Source organism: Acidimicrobiia bacterium (assembly GCA_036271555.1).
Taxonomy (GTDB): domain Bacteria; phylum Actinomycetota; class Acidimicrobiia; order IMCC26256; family PALSA-610; genus DATBAK01.
In genome coordinates this window covers 1-20,180 of the sequence record DATBAK010000072.1, presented here as the reverse complement: position 1 = coordinate 20,180, position 20,180 = coordinate 1, and the positions used below count along the sequence as shown (strand labels likewise).

The 20,180-nt window shown below is 69.5% G+C and carries 14 protein-coding genes; 4 read left to right on the top strand and 10 right to left on the bottom strand.

What is annotated here, in order from left to right; genetic code table 11:
- Positions 1-65 precede the first annotated feature (65 nt).
- The 4 genes from VH914_16620 to VH914_16605 form a co-directional block, all read right to left on the bottom strand.
- Positions 66-1,361 carry a hypothetical protein gene (locus tag VH914_16620; GenBank protein HEX4492832.1) on the bottom strand — a complete coding sequence of 432 codons (1,296 nt, stop codon included), beginning with the start codon at positions 1,359-1,361 and terminating at the stop codon, positions 66-68.
- Between the two features lie 131 nt (positions 1,362-1,492).
- Positions 1,493-2,062 (bottom strand): DinB family protein, encoded by a 570-nt coding sequence (locus tag VH914_16615; GenBank protein ID HEX4492831.1) that lies wholly within the window; start codon positions 2,060-2,062, stop codon positions 1,493-1,495.
- A 9-nt stretch (positions 2,063-2,071) separates the two neighbouring features.
- Positions 2,072-2,542, bottom strand: coding sequence for a hypothetical protein (locus VH914_16610; protein ID HEX4492830.1), 471 nt, complete (start codon positions 2,540-2,542; stop codon positions 2,072-2,074).
- 123 nt (positions 2,543-2,665) lie between these two features.
- Complete coding sequence (locus tag VH914_16605; GenBank protein HEX4492829.1) at positions 2,666-4,693, bottom strand: hypothetical protein; 2,028 nt, start codon at positions 4,691-4,693, stop codon at positions 2,666-2,668.
- Positions 4,694-4,884: 191 nt separating this feature from the next.
- Here VH914_16605 and VH914_16600 point away from each other — a divergent pair, with 191 nt between their 5' ends.
- The 3 genes from VH914_16600 to VH914_16590 all read left to right on the top strand — a co-directional run bounded on the left by VH914_16600 (position 4,885) and on the right by VH914_16590 (position 10,825).
- Positions 4,885-7,881 (top strand): AAA family ATPase, encoded by a 2,997-nt coding sequence (locus VH914_16600; GenBank protein ID HEX4492828.1) that lies wholly within the window; start codon positions 4,885-4,887, stop codon positions 7,879-7,881.
- A gap of 112 nt (positions 7,882-7,993) precedes the next feature.
- Positions 7,994-10,327 carry a putative Ig domain-containing protein gene (locus VH914_16595; GenBank protein ID HEX4492827.1) on the top strand — a complete coding sequence of 778 codons (2,334 nt, stop codon included), beginning with the start codon at positions 7,994-7,996 and terminating at the stop codon, positions 10,325-10,327.
- A gap of 78 nt (positions 10,328-10,405) precedes the next feature.
- A complete protein-coding gene (locus VH914_16590) occupies positions 10,406-10,825 on the top strand; it encodes a VOC family protein (GenBank protein HEX4492826.1) in 420 nt (139 codons plus the stop codon).
- Positions 10,826-10,828: 3 nt separating this feature from the next.
- Here VH914_16590 and VH914_16585 read toward each other — a convergent pair whose 3' ends face one another.
- Both VH914_16585 and VH914_16580 read right to left on the bottom strand, forming a co-directional pair.
- Complete coding sequence (locus VH914_16585; protein HEX4492825.1) at positions 10,829-12,643, bottom strand: hypothetical protein; 1,815 nt, start codon at positions 12,641-12,643, stop codon at positions 10,829-10,831.
- Positions 12,644-12,769: 126 nt separating this feature from the next.
- Positions 12,770-13,573 (bottom strand): enoyl-CoA hydratase, encoded by an 804-nt coding sequence (locus VH914_16580; GenBank protein HEX4492824.1) that lies wholly within the window; start codon positions 13,571-13,573, stop codon positions 12,770-12,772.
- A gap of 129 nt (positions 13,574-13,702) precedes the next feature.
- Between VH914_16580 and VH914_16575 the strand changes: the two genes are divergently transcribed.
- Positions 13,703-15,043, top strand: a complete 1,341-nt coding sequence (locus VH914_16575; GenBank protein HEX4492823.1) for a DUF47 family protein — start codon at positions 13,703-13,705, stop codon at positions 15,041-15,043.
- Between the two features lie 9 nt (positions 15,044-15,052).
- Here VH914_16575 and VH914_16570 read toward each other — a convergent pair whose 3' ends face one another.
- The 4 genes from VH914_16570 to VH914_16555 form a co-directional block, all read right to left on the bottom strand.
- On the bottom strand, positions 15,053-16,051 hold the full coding sequence (locus VH914_16570) for an anion permease (protein ID HEX4492822.1): 999 nt from the start codon (positions 16,049-16,051) through the stop codon (positions 15,053-15,055).
- 1,340 nt (positions 16,052-17,391) lie between these two features.
- A complete protein-coding gene (locus VH914_16565) occupies positions 17,392-18,504 on the bottom strand; it encodes a protein kinase (protein HEX4492821.1) in 1,113 nt (370 codons plus the stop codon).
- Positions 18,504-18,968, bottom strand: coding sequence for a hypothetical protein (locus tag VH914_16560; GenBank protein HEX4492820.1), 465 nt, complete (start codon positions 18,966-18,968; stop codon positions 18,504-18,506). Before VH914_16560 ends, VH914_16565 begins: the two co-directional genes overlap by 1 nt.
- Positions 18,969-19,834: 866 nt before the next feature.
- The coding region (locus tag VH914_16555) for a hypothetical protein (GenBank protein HEX4492819.1) at positions 19,835-20,180 on the bottom strand (346 nt) is incomplete at its 5' end.

The window sequence follows — 20,180 nt, the reverse complement described above, 5'->3', positions numbered from 1 at the left end:
GCTCCCACCACTCGAAGCCCGCAGCCGCGCGCTCTTCACCCAGGTGCGGAGCGTAGGACGCGCGCTCAGCTGGTCGGCGCGTGCTCGCGCGCGACGAACGCGTCGATCAGCCAAACCGTGCCGAGCAACAGCGCGAGGTGCAACTGCATCGACGCGAGCAACGAGTGACGCGTGACCTCTTCCGCGTCGCCGACCCACACCAGCCAGAGGTGCGGGTAGGTCGCGACGAGCATCGCGGTCGCGATCACCCAGACCCCGCGTCGACGACGCACCGCGGCGACGAGCATCAGGACGAGCAGCGCGATCGCCCAGCCGACCGCGACCGCGGGATTGCGGACGTCGAACACCTTCTCGAGCGCCTCCGAGACGGGCGCGTGCTCGTAGGTGCCGCTCGCGATGTCGACGCGATTGCGCGTGCCGACCGACTCGCGGATGTGGGAGAGCGGCTCCCACACGGTCGTCGCCGGCGTCTTCCACATCTCGTGGATGTAGGCCTCGCGCCCGTGATCCTGGATCCAGTCGTAGAAGGCCGGCGATCGCAGCTTGGCGCACGGCGGGATCGGCGTGGCCGCGACGCAGCGGCCCTGCACGGCGATCACCTGCCCGAGGGTGAGGGGCAGACCGGAGTGATAGAGCGACTGGAGCCGCTCGGGGCTGTTGAACAGCCGCATCGTGAAGACGTTCTGAACGGGCTCCTGCCAGCGCTTCCCGATCCCGGCGCTCACCGTGCCCGCGACCGCGATCACGACGAGCAGGCCCGCGAGCACGAGGACGCGGGGCCGGAGCGCCCGAACCGCCACGCAGATCAACAGCGCCACGCCGACCAGGCCGAGGAAGGTGCCGTTGCTGTCGCGCAAGGCCGTCATGAGCAGCGCGAGCACGACGGCGACGGCGACGCGCGGGCCGGTCCAGCGCTCGCGCAGCCAGAGGACGGCGGCGAGGAAGCCGACCGCGAAGGCGCTGGAGAGCGCTTCGGTGCTGATGACGCGGTCCCACTGCACCGCATCCAGGGTCACCCCGAACCCCAGGACGACGACGACTGCCGCGATCTGGAGCCGGAGATCGCGGGTCGCGCGCGCCGCCATCAGGGCAAGGACCAGCCAGGCGGCGGTGACGAGGACCAGCTGGCCGACCACCGCGACATGGAGATTGCGGTCCACGAGCTTGAGATAGAGCGGATAGCCGGGCGCGCGGTCGCCGGCCCAGAGGTCACGGGTGAAGAAGCCGGCGTGGGACGAGGCGAGGTAGTCGTACGAGTCGAGTCCCTTGCCGATGTGCGCGCCGACGAACGGCACCACCCGCAGCACGACGCAGACGAGACCCAGCGCGCCGCCGACCCAGAGCGCGCGCCGGCTGGTCATGCTTGTTGGTCGCGCTCGCTGCGGGCCGGGATACCCGGCCCGCGGGCGCTCGCCGCTCCATGACGCGGGACGGGAGTGGGCGAGGGCGCTCGCTCGCTCCGCCCGCCGCTCGATGGGAACGACTTCAACAACTACGAGGTCATTCCAGAGAGGCCGACGAGGCCACGGGCGAGCTCGATCTCACCCATGTGCCGCAGGCCGTGCTGGTAGAGCCAGCACTCGAACCCGTCGAGCACGGTGATGCCGTCGGGCCCCGCGCACCGGGCGCTGTAGGTGCTCGCGACCACGGGCGGGAACGGGCGGGGGACGACCACTCGGGTGAAGTCGGCCGGGTCGATCGAGTCGAGGTGCGCCTCGGTCCGGTCGAACACCGCGCGCTGATAGTCCCTGAACGCCTCGAAGTCGCCGACGCGCTGGTGGATCATCTCGGCGACCGTGCGGTGCTTGCCGTGATCGTTGATCGCCATCTGCACCTTGGCCTGCCGGTCGGCGTCCCAGACCGGGGCGACCCCGGTGATCGCCATGAAGCAGACGTCCTCCATGTTCGTGTAGTGGAACAGGGAGAAGGCGATCGGCAGCACGCCCTCGCGCTCGAAGTGGTTGACGTGCTCGAGGTCCATCGTGTCGACGGCCTGGTAGTACAGCGAGTGCATCGTGCGCATCCGCCGTTGCAGCGAGTCGAGCAGCAGGCCGTCGCCCATCGGTACCTCTCAGTCGATGCGCCGCAGGCGCGCGGTGAAGCCGAAGTAGGTCCAGATCATGTCGTCGCCGTCACGGCGGCGGGTCACCTCGAACGGCACGCCGACCGGTCGCAGAACATGGACGCCGTCCTCATAGCTGGCGACGACGGAGATCTCGGTCGTGAAGTCGGCCTGCATGACGTCGTGGACGCCGTGCTCGACCGTGCCGTCGCAGCGCATGTCGTGGATGATGCCGCTGCCGGTGACGACGAGCCGGTCGCCGCACTGCTCGACACGCTCGACGTGGCCATAGGCGCCGTGGCCCGCCGGGGCCGGCGCGCCGTCGACCTCGACCCCGACGACTTCCCACATGCCCCGAAGGTCGGGCGCGCCGTCGACGAGGGGCTCGTCGCAAGCGGCGAGCACCGGATCGGGAAAGGTGTCGCCGTAACCGCCCGGCGGCGTGTGGGCGACCGGGATGTCATGCGCCGCGATCGTCATCACGCGACACCGTAGCCAGCGCGCTCGTTTCGGACCGGCGACCCGCGGGTGCGGGGTATGAGCGTCGGCGGAGCAACTCGGTGCACCTCTCATCGCACGCGCGGGCGTCGACCGGAATCGCCGTCAGCCGATGTCGAAGCGCACGAGGCCGACGGTCGTACCGGTGTGGTTCCCCGACTTGCGCGGCAGCACCACGACGTCGACCCGATGGAGCGCGTCGGACGTCGGGAACTGGTAGTTGCGGAAGCCGTCGGCCTTTGCGTACAGGTTGACGACGGCGACCGGCGCGCCATCCACCAGGACGCGCGCCCGTCCACCGTCGGGCCCGACGGGTGCGACCCACGTGAGCGACGTCCCGCGGAACGTCGTCGAGAACGCGGCGCCCGGTGTCGTCGTGAAGCCATAGGTGTCGCTGCCGAGGAAGCGCTGCGGGAAGCGCATGATCGCCTTCGGCGTCGGGACGACCACGGAGCCGTCGAGCTCGAAGCCGTCGACCGCGACGTTCGCGGCGGCGTCGACGGTGATCAGAATCGTGTGCCGCGTGTTCACGAGCCCGGTGAAGTCGACCGGCGCATCGAGCGTGGTCGACGACGCGAAGTTGTCGACCACGCGGCTGACCTTGTGGCCGCCCCGGTTCGTGATGCGAACGAATGCCTTTCCCTCATCGGGCCCGGTGACGGTGAGCCACCGAAGCGAGGTGCCGGTGAACGAGAAGCGGTAGGTCGCGCCGGCGGTGTGCTCGGTCGAGTACGAACCGCCGAGCGCGCCCGGGTTCTTCACCGCGTCCCAGCGTTCGTGCAGCAGCGGGTCGTCCTCGCGAACCGCCGTCGACGCGCGGACCGGCAGACTCGTCGCCACCAACGGGTTGCCGACCCAATCGGTGATCGCGTCGTCGAACGCGAGGTCGTAGTGCTGCCCGGGCACCAGCGCGGCGGCGTGGTCGATCATCCACGTCTCGCACCGACCGTCGGGATCCGGCGACGTGGAGCAGGTCGCGGTCGTCGGGAGCACCGATCCCCCGTCGGTGGTGACGGTGATCGCGTCACAGCACGGCACGGCCACCGACTCGCTGAACTCGACGACGAACGGATCCGTGAACCGGATCGGCGCGGTCGCGCCCACGATCGTGGGCGCGGTGTCGTCCTCACGCGTCGGGCCCGTCCACGTGTCGCCGTACGCGAGCCCGGCATCGCCGCCGAAGAGCACGAGGTTCTGCGTCGCGGCATCGAACGCCAACGCCCCGCCGGAGCGACGATTGGGCGAGTGCTGCGCGAGCTGCTGCGTCCAGTCGACGCCGTCCCACGTCCACGTCTGCTGGTAGCTCGCGGTGAGGGAGTCGTACCCGCCGAAGAGGACGACCTCGGCGATCACGGGATCGAACGCCATCGACATTCCGCGACGCGGGGTGGGCGCGTGCGCGGGCGCGGCGTCGATCCACTCGGTGCCGGTCCAGCGCCAGGTGTCGTCGAGGCTGGCACTCGAGCCGTAACCGCCGAACAGCACGAGGTCTCCCCGCGCGCCGTCGTCGCTGAACGCCGCGTCGGTGCGCGGCGGCGGCGCGGCGTCGGTGGCGACCGGACTCCACGTCGAGCCGGTCCACTGCCACGTGTCGCCGAGCACCTGCGTCCCGTCGTAACCACCGAACAGCACGAGCCCGGTCGCGGCGTCGGCCGCGGCGACGGGGTCGAAGCGACGCGACGGATGTGCCGCGGGATGCAGGTGCACCCAGTCGTCGCCCGTCCACGACCATGTGTCGGACAGGAACGAGTTGCCGTCGTCTCCGCCGAAGCCACCGAAGAGGATGAGCTGCTCGTTGACGGGATCGAACGCCATGGCCGCGCCGTACCGGCTGCTCGGGTGGTGCGCCGGCGACAGCGTCTTCCACTTGGTCCCCGTCCACAGCTGGGTCGTGTCCCGCGCGGTCAAGGTGTCGGTGGTCGCGCCGCCGAACATGAGGAGCTGGCTCGTGGCCGAGTCGTAGGCCGCCGTGGGGCCGAACAAGGTGGGCGGCCGTTGCGCACCGCTCGCGAAGGCCCAGTCGAAGCCGGACGCGGCGCGGCGGTTCGCCGACGCGCCGGCCGGAGCCATTGCCGCGCCAGCCGTCGCGAGCGCGAGCACGCCCACCGTCGCGCCCGCCCACGCGCGTCGCATCCGTCCGTTCATTCCGCCCCCGATGTCGCGGCACACCTCACACGACGACGGGATCGTATCGACAGCCTGTTCACGGCGACAGGTGGGTACCCCGAGCGTTCACGCGGTCGCCGCTTCGACCGGCGGACCCCGTCGGCGCGCGGCCGTAGCATCGCCGGTATGGGCCGGGGGTCGAGAGCGACGTCCCGCGCGTGACCGAGGGCTTCGGCACGCTGCTGCGGCGACATCGCCTCGCCGCGAGCCTCACCCAGGAGGCCCTCGCCGAGCGCGCCGCGGTCAGTGCGACCGCCGTCGCCGCGCTCGAACGGGGCCGGCGCCGCGCACCACGACTCTCGACGGTCCGCCAGCTCGCGCGTGCGCTCGACCTGTCGCCCGAGGCAGTTGCGGAGCTCGCGCGCGCCGCCGACGCCGACGCCCAAACCGAGGCGACCGTGGCACCCGCGGTCACGACCACGGTCGACGCCGAACCGAGTCCGGGCGCGCCACCGCGAGCGGAACGCGCGCGCACGTGGCGCACCCGCTTCGTCGGACGCGCCGACGAGCTCGCGCAACTTCGGCGCGCGTGGTCGGACCGCCAGCGACTCGTCGTCATCGCGGGCGAGGCCGGCATCGGGAAGACCCGCCTCACGAGCGCGCTCGCCGAGGAGCTCGCGCGCTCCGGTGTCGCGATCGCGTGGGGCCGCGGGAGTGAAGAAGGACTCGGCGCGTACGCGCCGTTCGTCGAAGTGGCGCGGCAGATCGTCACGGCCGCCGATCCGGCCCGACTCGCGAGCGCGGTCGGAGGTCGCGGCGAGCTCACGCGCCTCGTGCCCGACATCGAAACCCGCGTCGGACCGCTCCCACCCGTCACGGTCGCCGAGGCCGGCACGGAGCAACGGCTCCTGTTCGAAGCGGTCGGCGCGCTCATCGCCGGCTGCGCGCCCGTGGTCGTCGTGCTCGACGACCTCCACTGGGCGGACCGCGCCTCGATCGCACTGCTGCACTATCTCGTGCGCGACGAGGCACTCACCGACGTGATGGTCGTCGCGACCGCGCGCGACAGCGAGCTCGATCCCGCGGTCGCCGGTCTGCTCGCCGACCTCGGACGGCACGCGCCCACCCTGCGCGTCGATCTGCACCCGCTCGACGACGACGGGCTCGCGGCACTCGTCGGCGACGTCGTCGGCGCGTCGGTCGGGAACGAGGTCGTCCGCTACATCGCCGACGCGACGGACGGCAATCCGTTTTTCGCCGAGGAGATGACGGTGCAACTCATCGACACCGGTGCACTCGTCGACGTCGAACACGGCGCGGTGCTCCGGACCGGTGCCGACTCGGGCGCCGTACCCGATCGCGTACGCGAGATGCTGCACCGACGGGTGCTCGCGCTCGGGCGCGAAACGCAGGACCTGCTCGCGACCGCCAGCATCATCGGTCGGCAGTTCGATCTGCGGATCGCGGGTCCGGCCGCCGCGCTCGACGGGCTGCGGCTCGCCGACGCGGTCGATGACGCGTTGCTGTCGGGCCTGGTCGACGAGACCGGCCCCGGACGGCTCGCGTTCTCGCACGCGCTCGTGCAGCGCGCGGTCGGCGAACGACTGTCGTCGGCGCGAGCCGCGGTGATCCACCGGCGCGTCGCCGAGGCGATCGAGGCCGGCGCCGTCGATGCCGACGCGGCGGCGGTCCAGGATCTCGCGCGGCACTGGGCCGCGGTCGCGGTCGTCGACCCGTCGGTCGCGACCACCGCGGCGACCTGGGCGGTGCGCGCCGGTGACGCCGCGCTCGCTGCGGCCGCAGCCGACGAAGCGATCGCGCGCTACGAGCAGGCATCCGAGCTGTGGTCGGCCGCGAGCCGCGGCCACGCCGACGCGCTCGTGCGACTCGGTGACGCGCTGCAATACCGGGGGCGCGCCGACGAAGCCGACGGGCGTTACCGCCAAGCGCTGCACGTCGCCGCCGCGCTCGACGACCCGGCGCTGGAAGCGCGCGCCGCGATCGGGCTCGGCCGTCGCTACCCGTACTGGGAATCGGACTCCGATCGCATCGGCGCGCTCGAACACGCGCTCGCGACCTTGAAGGACGAGCCCGATCACGACGCGCTCCGGCTGACGATCATGGGTCTGCTCGTCACGCAGATGATCAACGGCTTCCGTGCAGAAGAAGCCGCCCGTCGCGACGAGCTCGTCGACGCGCTCGCGGCCGAGGCCGACAACCCCGAGACGAGCGACGCGACGCTCAGCCATCTCGGCAAGACGCGCGTCTACGACTGGTACGAGGATCCCGTTCGCCTCGACCGTGTCGCGCGCCGGGTCGCCGACGTCGGCGAGCGACGCAACGACCTCCGCGTCATCGCGGTCGCGCGGTTCGCCATCGGGCTCGCCGCGCTCGACCGCGGCGAGATGGACGATCTGCGCGTCGCGGCCGATCATTACGACGCGGTCGCGCGGCAGCTCGACGATCCGCGCGAGCACAGCCAGGCCGCGACCGTGCGCGCGACGATCGCGTTCGTCGAAGGCCGCTACGACGACAGCGAGTCGCTCTCGAACGACGCGCTCACGTTCGGTCGCGCGAGCGGCGACTACAACGCCGAGCTCGTCTTCTACGCGCAGGGACTGCTGCGCGCCGTCGACCAGGGGCTCGCGGCGGCGGTGCTCCCGCTGCTCGTCGACACCGACGACTATCAGCAGATCCCGAGCTTCACCGCGGGGACCGCGCTCTGCGCCGCGGTCGGGGGCGAACCCGAGCTCGCGCGCGAGCTCGTCGAGCGGCTCGTGAGGGCGGGCCTCGACGGCTCGCCCCGCGGTGCTGACCGGCTCGCGCCCACCGCTTTCCTCGCGCACACCACCGCGAGCCTCGGACTGGTCGAGTTCGCGGAGCGCTTGCTCGCCGCGTTGCTCGGCCAGCCGTGCACCGCGGTGCGGGTCGGGCCGCTCATCGGGTGGTGGGGTCCCGTCGACCATCACGCGGGCGCGCTGTTACGACTGCTCGGCCGTCTCGACGAGGCCGAGGCGCACCTCCGGCACGCGCTCGAGCTCGAAACACGAATGGGCGCGCGCCCGTTCCTCGCCCGAACTCGCGGCGAGCTCGCGACCGTGCTGGAGCTGCGAGGTGCCTCGGGCGCGGACGCGCTCCGGAGCGCGGCACTCGCCGAGGCCGACGCACTCGGTGCGGCCGGCATCGCCGCCGAGATCGGCGCGACCGACTCGTAGATCGGCCTCGCGGAGCCCTGTGAGGGTGACGTGAGGGTCCCGTCAGTGGTGCCCGCGCTTGCGGATCCCGACAATCGAAGGCGTCGAGATCCGCCGTGCGAGGAGCACCGAGATGCGAAACCCCCGACCCTTCCGCCTTCACCTCCGGCCGAGCTTCGTCCTCGTGCTGTGCGTGGTCACGATGCTGGCGACCTTCGTCGCCGCCCCCGTCGCCGCAGGCGCGGCGATCGCGCCCAAGCCGCTGCGCGTCGTGACGAAGTCGCTCGCGGCACCGAACGCCGGCGGCGCGTACGCCGCGACCCTGCGGGCGGCCGGCGGGCGCGCGCCGTATCACTGGTCGGTCAGCAAGGGCCGGCTGCCGAAGGGACTCACGCTCTCCGACGCCGGCGCGATCTCCGGGACACCCGCTTCGGGCGGCGCCGTCTTCACCGTCGCGGTGCACGACTCGTCTCCGACCGCGCAGATCGCGACGCAGGCGCTCGCGCTCGACGTCGGACCGCAACGTCTCTACGTCGCGAACAGCGCGGGGAGCTCCGTTGACGAGTACGCGCTCGCGCCGAAGGGCAACCTTCCGCCGGTCACGTCGATGACGAACCTTCCGTACGCGCCCGGAGCGATTGCGATCAGTCGATCGGGCGATGTCTACGTCGTGTACGCCGAAGTCGACGCGATCGCGATCTACCCGGCGGGCACCACCGACCAGCCACCGGTCGCCGCGTTGTTCGGCGCCGCGACCCTGCTGTCGACGCCGTCCGGGCTCGCGTTCGACGCGCGCGGCGACCTCTACGTATCGAACTCCGGCAACGAGACGATCACCGAGTACGCGCCGGGCGCGCAGGACGACGCGACGCCGATCGCGGTGATCGGTGGTGACCAGACCGCGCTCACGTCGGTCGCGGGCATCACGATCGACGCGTTCGGGCGTGTCGTCGTCGGTGCGGGCGAGGGCTATCTCGACGTCTTCGCGCCGGGAAGCGACGGCAACATCGCGCCGAGCTACGAGATCGGCGGGGGCGCGACCGGCCTCGCGTTCGCGGTCGGGCTCGCCGCGACCGGCAACGACCTCTACGTGCTGAGCCGTTCGCAGAGCGGCACGTCGGTCGTCGACCTCGCCGCCGACGCGCGCGGCAACGCGGTGCCCCGCTCGACGATCGCGGGCGCGAGCACGCGCCTCCTCAACGGCGGCGGCATCGCGGTCGACGTCGCCGGGAACGTCTACGTCACCAACCAGGACCCGACCGTCGACGCGTCTTGGGTCACGACCTTCGCGCCCGGCACGAATGGTGACGTCACGCCGAGCGCCGTGCTGCAAGGCAACCACACCGGTCTCGATGCTCCCTCGGGCATCGCGATCGGTGCACCGCTGTATTCCACGACGACGAAACTTCCCGTCGCGTCGCTCGGCACGCCGTATTCGCAGACGCTCGGCGCGGCTCTGGGCCGCGCGCCGTTCCATTGGAGTGTCGTCCTCGGCGCGCTTCCGACCGGGCTGCGCCTCACCCGCCAGGGTGTCATCAGCGGCACACCGAAGCAGGTCGGCGTCACGACCTTCGACGTCGAAGTCCGCGACACGGCGCAGCACTCGACCGTCGTGACCTTCACCATCAACGTCGGCGTGCCTCCACTCGATTACGTCGCGAGCTCGCAGTTCGGGCACAGCTCGGTGATCGCGTTCAAGCCCGGCGAGACCGGCAACAGCGCGCCGTTCATCGAGATCACCGGCGCCGACACCGGGCTCGATCAGCCGCAGGGCATCGCGTTCGACGGCCGCGGCGACCTGTTCGTTGCGAACTACAGCGGCACGATCACCGAGTACGCGCCGAACGCGACCGGCGACGCGAAGCCGATCCGCACGATCGCAGGCCCGCACACCGGTCTGTTGTCGCCGTCGGCGCTCGCGCTCGACAGCTTCGGCGACCTGTTCGTCGCCAACGGTCTCGACAACGACGTGCTCGAGTTCGCGCCCGGAGCGAAGGGCGACGCCGCGCCGACCGTGACGATCACGGCACTCTCGAACCCGGTCGCGCTCGCATTCGACCCGCAGGGTCGACTCTGGGTGAGCTCGGCCGACACGCTCGAGGCGATCCAGATCGCGAACGGTCCCGCGAATCCCGTCGCGACGCTGGGCGGTGCCGACACCGGTCTCGACGGCGTGAAGGGCATCGCGTTCGACGCCGACGGCTGGCTGCACGTCAGCAACCTCAACTCGGACGCCGAGACGCTCTACCGACCCGGTTCCATCGGCGACACGCCGCCCGTGCAGTCGGTCGCCGTGCAGCTCCCGTGGGGCGTCGCGACCGACGCCGCGGGGCGCGTCACCGTGGCGAGCAACGCCGCGCCCTATGCCATCACCTCGTTCGGCCGCTTCGGCTCGTCGCAGCTCACGACCAGCGGTCCGTCGACGGGTCTCGTGCAACCCACCGGCGTTGCGATCACGCCGCAGTGAGAGCGCGGTCGCGCCGGTGACTTCCGACGCTCCGGGGCGTCAGACTCGCGACGACCCCGAGCATGAGGAGTGTGCGCGATGGCGTTCCACCCGTACTTGTTCTTCGGCGGCAACTGCCGCGAAGCGTTCACCCGGTACCACGAGATCTTCGGCGGCGACCTCGTGCTGCTCGACATGAACGAGGCGCCGCCGGACGCGCGGTCGCCCGGCATCGATCCCAACCTGATCATCCATGCCGCGTTGAAGATCGGCGACGCGCTCGTCATGGCGTCCGACGATCCGATTGCCGACCCCTTCGGACCGGTGCAGGGGATGCAGGTGAACTACAGCACCACCGACGCGGCCGACGCGCAGCGCGTGTTCGACGCGCTCGCCGACGGCGGCCAGATCACCGGTCCGTTCGGACCGACGTTCTTCTCGCCCGCGTTCGGGATGTGCGTCGACCGGTTCGGTACACCGTGGATGGTGAGCGCCGACCCGCCCGCCGACGGGTCGTGACGTTCAGCTCGTCGGCGCGCTGATCGTCAGCCGCCCGACGGCGTCGGGCCGGGTGAACCAGATCGCGCCGTCGGGACCGGCGGTGATCGCGTTCACCGCGCCGATCCTGTCGCCCTTGAATACGTCGGTCACGGTGCCGGCCGTCGTCATGCGCACGATCGCGTGGTCGGCGGTGATCCAGAGCGCGCCGTCGGGGCCGGTGACGATTGATTGCGGCGCGTGCACGCGCGGGTCGGAGAAGAACGTGAACGCGCCGTTCACGTCGATGCGACCGATCGTGTCGTTCCCGTGGTCGGTGAACCAGAGCGCCCCGTCGGGTCCCGTCGTGATGTCCCAGGCCCGGGAGATCCTCGGGTCCTTGAACGTCGTGAGCTTGCCGCTGGTCGTGATGCGACTGATCGAGGCGTGCGGCTCCCACGTCGTTGCCCACAGCGCGCCGTCGGGGCCGGCGGTGATCGAGCCGAACGAGAGGTGCGGATGGTCGAAGTCGGTGATCGTGCCGTCGTTCGTGATGCGGCCGATCGAGCCCGAGTTCGTGAACCACATCGCGCCGTCGGGACCGGCGGTGATGTCGCTCGGGAAGCGCGTCTGCGGAACGCCGCCGAAGGTGCGGATGCCTCCGCCGTTCGGGTCGAGTCGGCCGATGTGGCCCGTGCCGACCGGTTCCGAGGCGACGAACCACACGGCGCCGTCGGGCGCGAGCGCCACCTTGGTCGGGTTGATGTAGACACCCGGGTAGGTCTTGCGGGGTTCACCCACGCCGAATCTTCCGATCGTGTCGTTGCCGGCGTTGGCGTACCAGATCGCGCCGGGCAGCCCGGCCGCGGCCGGCGTCGCGGTGATCCCGTCCGGGTCGCTGATGCCGTTGCCGCGGAACGCCGTCAGGGTTCCGTCGCTCGTGAGACGGACGATCGCGTCGTTGCTCGGACTCGTGACCCAGAGCGCGCCGTCAGGCCCGATCGCGATCCCGTGCGTGACCCCCTCGAGCTTCCCGCTGCCCGAGATCTCGGTGTACTGGCCCGCTGTGGTGAGTCGCCCGATCCCGCCTTCGAGCGCACGGTCGCAGAAACAGGTGCCGTAGTAGAGCGCGCCGTCGGGACCGCTCGCGATCGCACCCTTCGTGGAGAACACCTGACTGCCGACGGACGTCGCGACGCCCTTGGTCGTGATGCGACCGATGAGGCCCGAGAATCCGTTCGTGAACCAGAGCGCGCCGTCGGGCCCGGCGGTGATGTCGTCGGGCGCGGTGATCGCGTCGCCGGTGAACTTCGTGACCACGCCCGCCGTCGTGATGCGGCCGATCGAGGGGTTCTCGTGGTTCGTGAACCACAACGCGCCGTCGGGTCCGGCCGTGATGTCGATGGGCTGGTCGATTCCGGGGCCGCTGAACTTCGTGATCTTGCCCTTGCTGGTGATGCGGTCGATCGAGCCGAACGTTCCGGGCGCGAAGTTCGTGAACCACATCGCGCCGTCGGCACCGCGCGTGATCTGCTCGGGCTCGTCGACGGCGGTGCTCGTGTACGTCGTCACCGCGCCGGTCGTCGTGATGCGACCGATCGAGTCGTTCCCCGCGTTCGTGAACCACATCGCGCCGTCGCCGCCGAGCGCGATGTCGGTCGGCTGGAAGATCGCCGGGTCACGGAAGGTTCGGACGTGGCCCTCGGTGTCGATCCGACCGATCGTGTTGTTGCCGAGGTTCGTGAACCACATCGCGCCGTCGGCGCCCATCGCGATGCCGTTCGGATCGTCGACCGACGAGCGGAAAAGGGTGACCGAGGCCGCCGGGGGTCGGGAGGCGATTGCGCTCGTCGCCGGCACCCCGAGCACACTCAACAGAACGGCAGCAACAACCAACAGCCGTGACATCGGCGACTTCATCCGTGAACCCCACTTCGTCCGTAACGCTTCGACCCCTACCGCGTCCCGGACTCTAAGCGCACGCGCTCAATCGCGGAAGACGGGCTTACGGTTTTCTCGGCGAGCGCGCGTCGCTTCCTCGAAGTTCTGGGTGAGCATGCGCACGAACAGCTGACCGATGCCTTCGAGCTGCAGGTGCTGCTGGAGGCTCGCGGCATCGAGGCTCGACCAGAGGCTGCGCTTCGTCAGCTCGATGCCGGGCCGGCTCCAGCCGGTGATGCGATCGGCCACGGCGTAACACGCGTCCATCAGCTCGTCGCGCGTGACGACGCGCGACACGAGGCCCATCTGCAGGGCTTCGGTCGCGTCGACATCGCGTCCGGTCAACATGATCTCCGCGGCGCGTGACGACCCGATCGCGCGCGGGAGCAGATAGCTGATGCCGAGCTCGCTCGCGGTGAGTCCGTTGTTGATGCCCGCGGCGCGGAAGTACGCGCTCTCCGACGCGATGCGGATGTCGCACGCGAGCGACAGGCAGAACCCGCCGCCGATCGCGGGACCGTTGACCGCGCCGATCACCGGCTGGTGCATCTTGCGCAGCGCGAGCACGACGTCGTCGAGCACTTCGAGGGCGCGCAGCGCGATCGTGACCGTGGTGAGGCCGTCGATGTTGGGAGGAATGCCGGCGTCGGTCTGATCCGCGCCCGACGAGAAGCCGTCGCCCGCGCCGGTGAGGATCACGACCCGTACGTCGTTGTCGACACTCAGCTCCTCGATCGCGTGGCGCAGCGGCACCATCACGTCGAACGCCATCGCGTTCATTCGCTCGGGCCGGTTCATCGTGATGCGGGCGACGTGGTCGTGCGGCCGGTCGATCTGGATGAACGCCATGCGCCGACACTACGTGAGGACCCCCGCCAACCACTGGGCCACGCGGCGATCGACACCGTCGTCGGTTCTCACACAGTCGAAGCCGCGCCAACGCGGCCGCGCGACGACGGGGCCAGTAGTTTGAGTGCCGTGGCCGGTGCGCGGGCAGAGCGAGCGAAGCTTCGTCTCCGGGTCGACGACGGTGTGCTGCTCCTCTTCGCGCTCGTGTCCGAGGGAATCGGCTGGGCCACGAGCGCCCTGCTCGACGAAGACGTCGCCCGCGCCGAGCAGGTGATCGCCGACGACGAAGGGATCGACGAGCGCTGCGCGGAGCTGATCGCGCTGGTGAAGGAGGGCCTGCCGACCGCGGTCGTGGACCCGGCGGAGCTCGAGCACCTCATCGGCGTGCTGCAGATCGTCCCGGAGCTCGAACGCAGCGCGGATCTCGTCGAGCACATCGCGCAACGGGCGGCGCGAGGACTCGGCGGCAGCATCTCGCCGCAGGCGCGCGGCGTGATCCAGTCGATGTGCGACGTCGCGATCCGAATGTGGCACGCATCGAGCGCCGCGTATCGTCAACGCTCGCGCGACGCCGGTTTCGACCTGCAGGAAGCCGACGACGAGCTCGACCTGCTGGCGTCGCGACTCGTGACGTACGGCGCCGTCGAAGGCACGGACGCGCGCATCGCCGCCGAGCTCGCGCTGCTCGCTCGGTTCTACGAACGGATCGGCGACCACGCCGTGAACCTGGCCCGGCGCGTCGAGACGCTGGCCGCGCCGCGACGACTCGGGGCACGCTGGCCGATCCGGCCCGACGCGGCGGCGAGACCGGGCGCCAAGAGCGGTCGGCTCGCGAAGGTGCTGCACGTCATCGGTCGATTTCGCCTGACGCCCACCGACGAAGGATTCTTCGACCTCTTCGAAGCCGCGGCCGCGAACCTCCGCGACTGCGCCGAACACGTTGCCAAGCTCATCGCCTCCGCCGACAACATCGACGAGTGCTTCGACGCGGTCAAGGCGTGTGAACGACGCGGCGACGAGATCTCGAGGGACGTGTTGACGCGTCTCGACGCCAGCTTCGTCACGCCATACGACCGCGAGGACATCCACGAGCTCGCCGAGGAGCTCGACGATGTCATCGACGACATGTTCGCGGCGGCCTCGCTGATCCAGTTGATCGGCGTCGACCCGCAACCGCCCGAGCTGTCAGAGCTCGCCGAGATCCTCATCGCCATGGCGGAGGAGACGGTGGGGCTCGTCGCCTGCCTCAGGACACGGAACGGCGCGCGGTTGCGCCTCGAACGCATCGAGCATCTGGAACGCCAGGGCGACGTCGTCTTCCGACGCGCGATGGGTCAGCTGTTGAACGGCGAGCACGGCGCGCTCTACGTCATCAAGTGGAAGGACGTCATCGAGGCGCTCGAGAAATCGCTCAACGCGATCGAGGACCTCTCCGACGTCGTCGAGTCCGCGCTGGTGAAGAACGGCTGAGCCGGCGGGTCACCGGCGCACGATCGCGTGCGCGAGGTAGTACGAGAGCCATCCGGCGATCGCCGCCCCGGGAATCGTCAGGATCCACGCCGTCATGACCTGCCGCGCGACACCCCATCGCACGGCGTTCAGGCGGCGGGTCGCGCCGACACCCATGATCGACGAGGTCATGACGTGCGTCGACGAGACCGGCATCGCGTACGCATACGCGGACACGAGCAGCACGGCGGACGCCGAGGTCTGCGCCGCGAAGCCGCGCGCCGGATCGAGCGCGGTGATCCGGCTTCCGAGCGTCCGGATCACGCGCCAACCGCCGGCGAGGGTCCCGAGACCCATCGCGCTGGCCGCGGACAGGATGACCCACAGCGGAATGTGGAAGCCGTCGAGATGCCCGGTGGCGATGAGCGCGAGCGCGATGACGCCCATCGTCTTCTGCGCGTCCTGGGTCCCGTGACTGAACGCCATCGCGGCGGTCGACAGCGTCTGCGCATGTCGGAACCGCGAGTTCGCCTCCGCCGGCCGGGCGCGGCGGAAGACCCAGAGGATCAGCACCATCAGGAGGTAGCCGAGCGCGAGCCCGATCACGGGCGACACCGCCATCGGCAGGACGACCTTGTCGGTCAGCCCGTGCCACTTCACGGTGGACCCGGACGCGATGGCTGCGCCGACCAGTCCGCCGATGAGCGCGTGCGTCGACGACGACGGAAGACCGAACCACCACGTGACCAGGTTCCACACGATGCCGCCCATGAGCGCCGCGAAGACGATCACGAGGCCATGCGTACCGGTCGGCGCGGTGATGATCCCCTTGCCGACGGTCGCGGCGACCTTCGTCGAGATCAACGCGCCGACCACGTTCAGCGCGGCCGCCATGGCCAGGGCCGTCAACGGCCGCAACGCTCTCGTCGTGATCGAAACCGCGACGGCGTTCGCCGCGTCGTGGAAACCGTTCGTGAAGTCGAACGCCAGCGCGACAGCAATCAGTACGACGAGTCCGACTGTGAGCATCCCGAACCGTTCGACGAGGCGCGGCACGATACCTGTCTCGGTGGCGACCGAGCCGGAACCTCGCCGTCGACGGACGCGCGGGCCGCGAGCACCATTTCGTCGCCCGCGATCGGTTCGGGCTCAGCCGAGCCGGCGGCGTTCCTCAGTCAGTGCGCTCGGCGGGAGTCGAACCCACAACCTTCTGATCCGTAGTTCCCGGACAGGCGTACAGGCACGTTCGCCGCGGTCCGTTAAGCCCGGGAAATCAGCCATTCTGCGGATGGGCAGCTCGTGCGAGTTCGGCGCAGGTCGCCCGTGATGGCTACACCTGTGGCTACAGCTCGGCTCACGTGTGAGCCCCGGCGGAAAGGCACAAGTCGCTCCGTGCGTGGCCCGCCTGGACCTCGGAAACGCGAGCGACCGCAGCGTCCCGAATGCGGAACTGCCGGACTGTGACGGACGCGAGCGATCCGCTATGGCTGGGTCGGCGCCGATCGAGGACGGGGGCTGAACTCATGCGAACGCGTGCGTTGGCGGGGTTGGGCTCACGGCCCCCAACAACGTCACTGCGCCGCTTGAGAAGACCTAGCTGCTTGGGTCCATGGACCGCTTGGACCTGGGGCGGTGACCACGTTTCTCCGGCCGAGCCGTGAGATGTGGTCGCTCCGCGCACAAGAGCCCTGCGCGACATCAGGCACCGCGTCGGCGCGGTCCCGGCTTGGCGGTGCGAAACTCGACGACCGGACCCCCGACCTCTACAACAGGAACGACGTCGCCGACGGTCGCAGTCCTGTAAGTGCGCAGAAGGCGCGTAAGACGCCGCGGGTCTCGCGGAGCGCTAAGGAGGATCGCGGCGGCGAGCTCGCGGCGAGTGGTGCGATCACCTACATGTTCCGCGGCGGTGACTAGTTGATCGAGCAACGCGTCGAGAGGAACCGGCCACGTGACGGCTGCGTTCTTCGTTTCGCAGTGCATGAGACGGTCGGTTAATTCGACGCGTATCCGCCGTTCCACGTCGAGGAGTCTGTACCTTCTTGCCAGATGGAGGAAAGACCTATTTCTATTCTCCGTTATCTCTTCGCCTCGGCCGCAGAACGAGGGACTCACTGCCTTGATCGGCCGTGGCCTCTGCATCGAGCCGTTAGCCGGCTCGCTGATTCCACCCTGGGCGACGGCCTGCGCCTCGAACCGAACGAGCACGTCGGCACCGGTGTCGCCGGACTCGACGCGGCCGTGTTGGCCATGCTCTGCGAGGGCGTGCTCGTGCCCTCAGAGGTCGACGGGCGCACGCTCGTTCCACGCCCACGGCCCTCAGCTCGACGATCCCTATTTCGCCTCGAGGCGGTCGCGGCGAAGGCGATTTACGACGCGGCAGCCGAGTGGGTCACTCTGTCGGAGATTTCGGAGAAAAACTGGCGTACGCCGCGCTCATCCGTGACCGTGGCCGTGCCACCTGCCAGTCCGCGCCAGGGACGGGTCGCTGTGCGCCACTGAGCCACCAGCCGGCGGTCGCCAGCCCGCGGCCCGGAGCTGAGGATCGTGCTCGCGACTCGATATTGCCGTCGCCTCGAGATCGGACGATTCGGCCACGTCCCAATCCACTCGCCGTCCAGCCCGACTCCGGTGGTGTGGTTCCAGTCGATCGTGCGCAAGCGCCTGAGAGCTGTCGCCGCGTCGGCCGCGGACGCGAATCTCGCGTTCGGGTTGACCTGCATCATCTTGTTGACGACGCGGCGGAGGACTCCGGGGACGTGCGGCGCGTACGCGAGCCGAGACGGGGGCAGGGCGCAGCGGCCCGCCCGAAGCCTTGTCTCTGCCTTCTGCGCGTCGAAGCTCGCATCGACGAGAGGCGCGTCACCCAACAAGGCGAGCAGCGTCATGCCGGCTGAGTAGATGTCGCTCTGAGCTGTCATGCGGCCGTTCACCGCGGCGTCCGGATCGAGGTAAGGGAGCGTGTAGCCCGCGAGATGCACCGTCCCGTCCGGACGGATGCGCGCAGCACTGCCGAAGTCGCTCAGATAGCCAGTGGTTCTTGGCGCGTCGAGCAGCAGGTTGTCCGGTTTGACGTCACGGTGAACGAAGCCGATGTCGACGTGTAGGTACGCGAGAGCGTCGAGGAGTTCGAAGGCGAGAGCGATCGCGTCGTTTATACCGAAGCGATGTCCCTGGCCCAGTGCCTCCGTCGCGCTGCCGCCTGGATAGTGGCGCATTACAAAGGTGACGGCGTCCGGAAATTGGGGATCGAACTGCGCCTCGCGGACCTGCACGATGTTCGAGTGGTCGAGCGCCTCGAGGAGCTGTGGCTCGGTGGCAAACATCGCGTCGCGCAGCCCGGTGAGCGCGACCGTCTTCTGCCAGCACGGCCCATCGAACAAAACGTGGTGCGCGCGAAAGACGAGGCGGTCCGGTTGCGCGACGACCTGAGTGAGCTGGTCGTAGGTCGGCCGGCCGACCGCTTCTCCTCGCAATGGCACTAGGAAATCTCCTTCTCAACGGTCAGCGCCGCCAGCGCGGCGACGGCCCTTCCCGCGGTCCAGTATCGGCCCACCACCGGGCCCGCTGCCGAGATGTGCTCGCCAAGGCCGCCTCTCCTCGGCAAGCCGAGCCGTGATCGAACGCGCGCGCGGCTGACCAGGTCGAGGGAGACGCGACGCTCGGCTGCCGCGAGACGGGTTAGCGCCTCGAAGGTAAGCCGAGGGCGCAACCCACTCTCCGTATCGGTGAACGAGGGCTCGGCACCGACGATGGCCACGACATCGGGCTTGATCTCAGCAAGTCGACGCTTGATGTCCGCAAGTGCCTCGGAAAGCTGAGACCCTGAAGCGTCTGCGGGTGGGACGTCGAGCCTCTCGATCTGACCATCCTGCACGGTGGCGTCCTGGACAACGGCGAGGAAAGCCTTGGCGCTTGTGATGCTGATTCCCAGCACCCGTCCCACGATGTGCTCCCTTCCTGCCGCTCAGGTCTCTATCGGCAGGTACAGACCTGCACTCGACAACGTACGTCTGTCTGTCGACTTGCCCCGTTGGGCGATGCGTTGCCCCGCGTGCGCCGCGAACGCGCGGGTGAGGTCGCGGCGTGCACTCCCGGCACGTGGAATGGCGACGACCGCGGCCGACGGAGCGCCCGAACGCCGCGATCGCGAATCAACGCACCGTCGATGGCTGTGGTGCGCCGTAAGTTCCGGCGCGGCCGCGCTGTTCGCGGATACCACGTCGATGATGCGCTGGGATCCTGCATTGGGCACAAATCCGCAGCCGTTATGGCGCGACTGTCGGCCGCGTGTAGCACCTCCCGGGGGCCACCTGCGCTCGACCGATCTCTGGCACTCGTCGCGTCATCAGGAGCCCACGGCCTCGTTGAAGCGAACCGTGTATGAGAATCTGACTGCGTCGCGGTCCGAACCGTGAGTGGTACTTGCGATCGCGTCGATAGTCACGAACACGTACGCCGAGGGATACCGAAGCACCGCGATGCCGCCTAGCGGAATTGTCTGAACTCGCGAGTAGTGACGCGCGTCCGGGTCGTCGCACTCATCGACACGAGTCGCGTAGCGCGCGTATGCAACGCCGTCACCGTTGTCTCCGTAGACGTGTATCTGCGTGTCACTCGCGCGGCTGAACGTCAACGCGAACGGCAGCGGGTCGCGACCGGACGCGTAGATCTTGTGGACGCCGTTGTGCAGCGTGTAGTCGAAGCTGATTCCGGTTCGTTCGGGGCCGACTGAGAACTCGAACTGATCGTTGAAGTCCGAGTCGATTTCGCGAATGACCTGACGGTGCCTCTCATCGAAGTCACGGAGCTCTACACCACCGTCGTGCAGAATCTTCCAGCCCAGATATTCGGGTTTGGGTCGTAGATGCCGATCACGACGGTCGCCACGCCCGCAGCGACGAGTCGTTCCGCACAGGGGGTCTTGCCTTCGCCGCGCCTGGAGCAGGGCTCGAGCGTCGTGTACACGACCGCTCCTGTCAGGTCCACACCCTTCAGCCTTGTCTCGAGGAGGCCGGCTTCGGCGTGCCACGGCGACCCGTTCGGAGTCATGAACTCGCCGCGGAAAGACTCGCCGAGCACCTGTCCGTCAGAACCGACAATCACTACGCCAACTTTGGGTGGGCGCATGTCGTCGCGATCCTCGACGACGGACCGC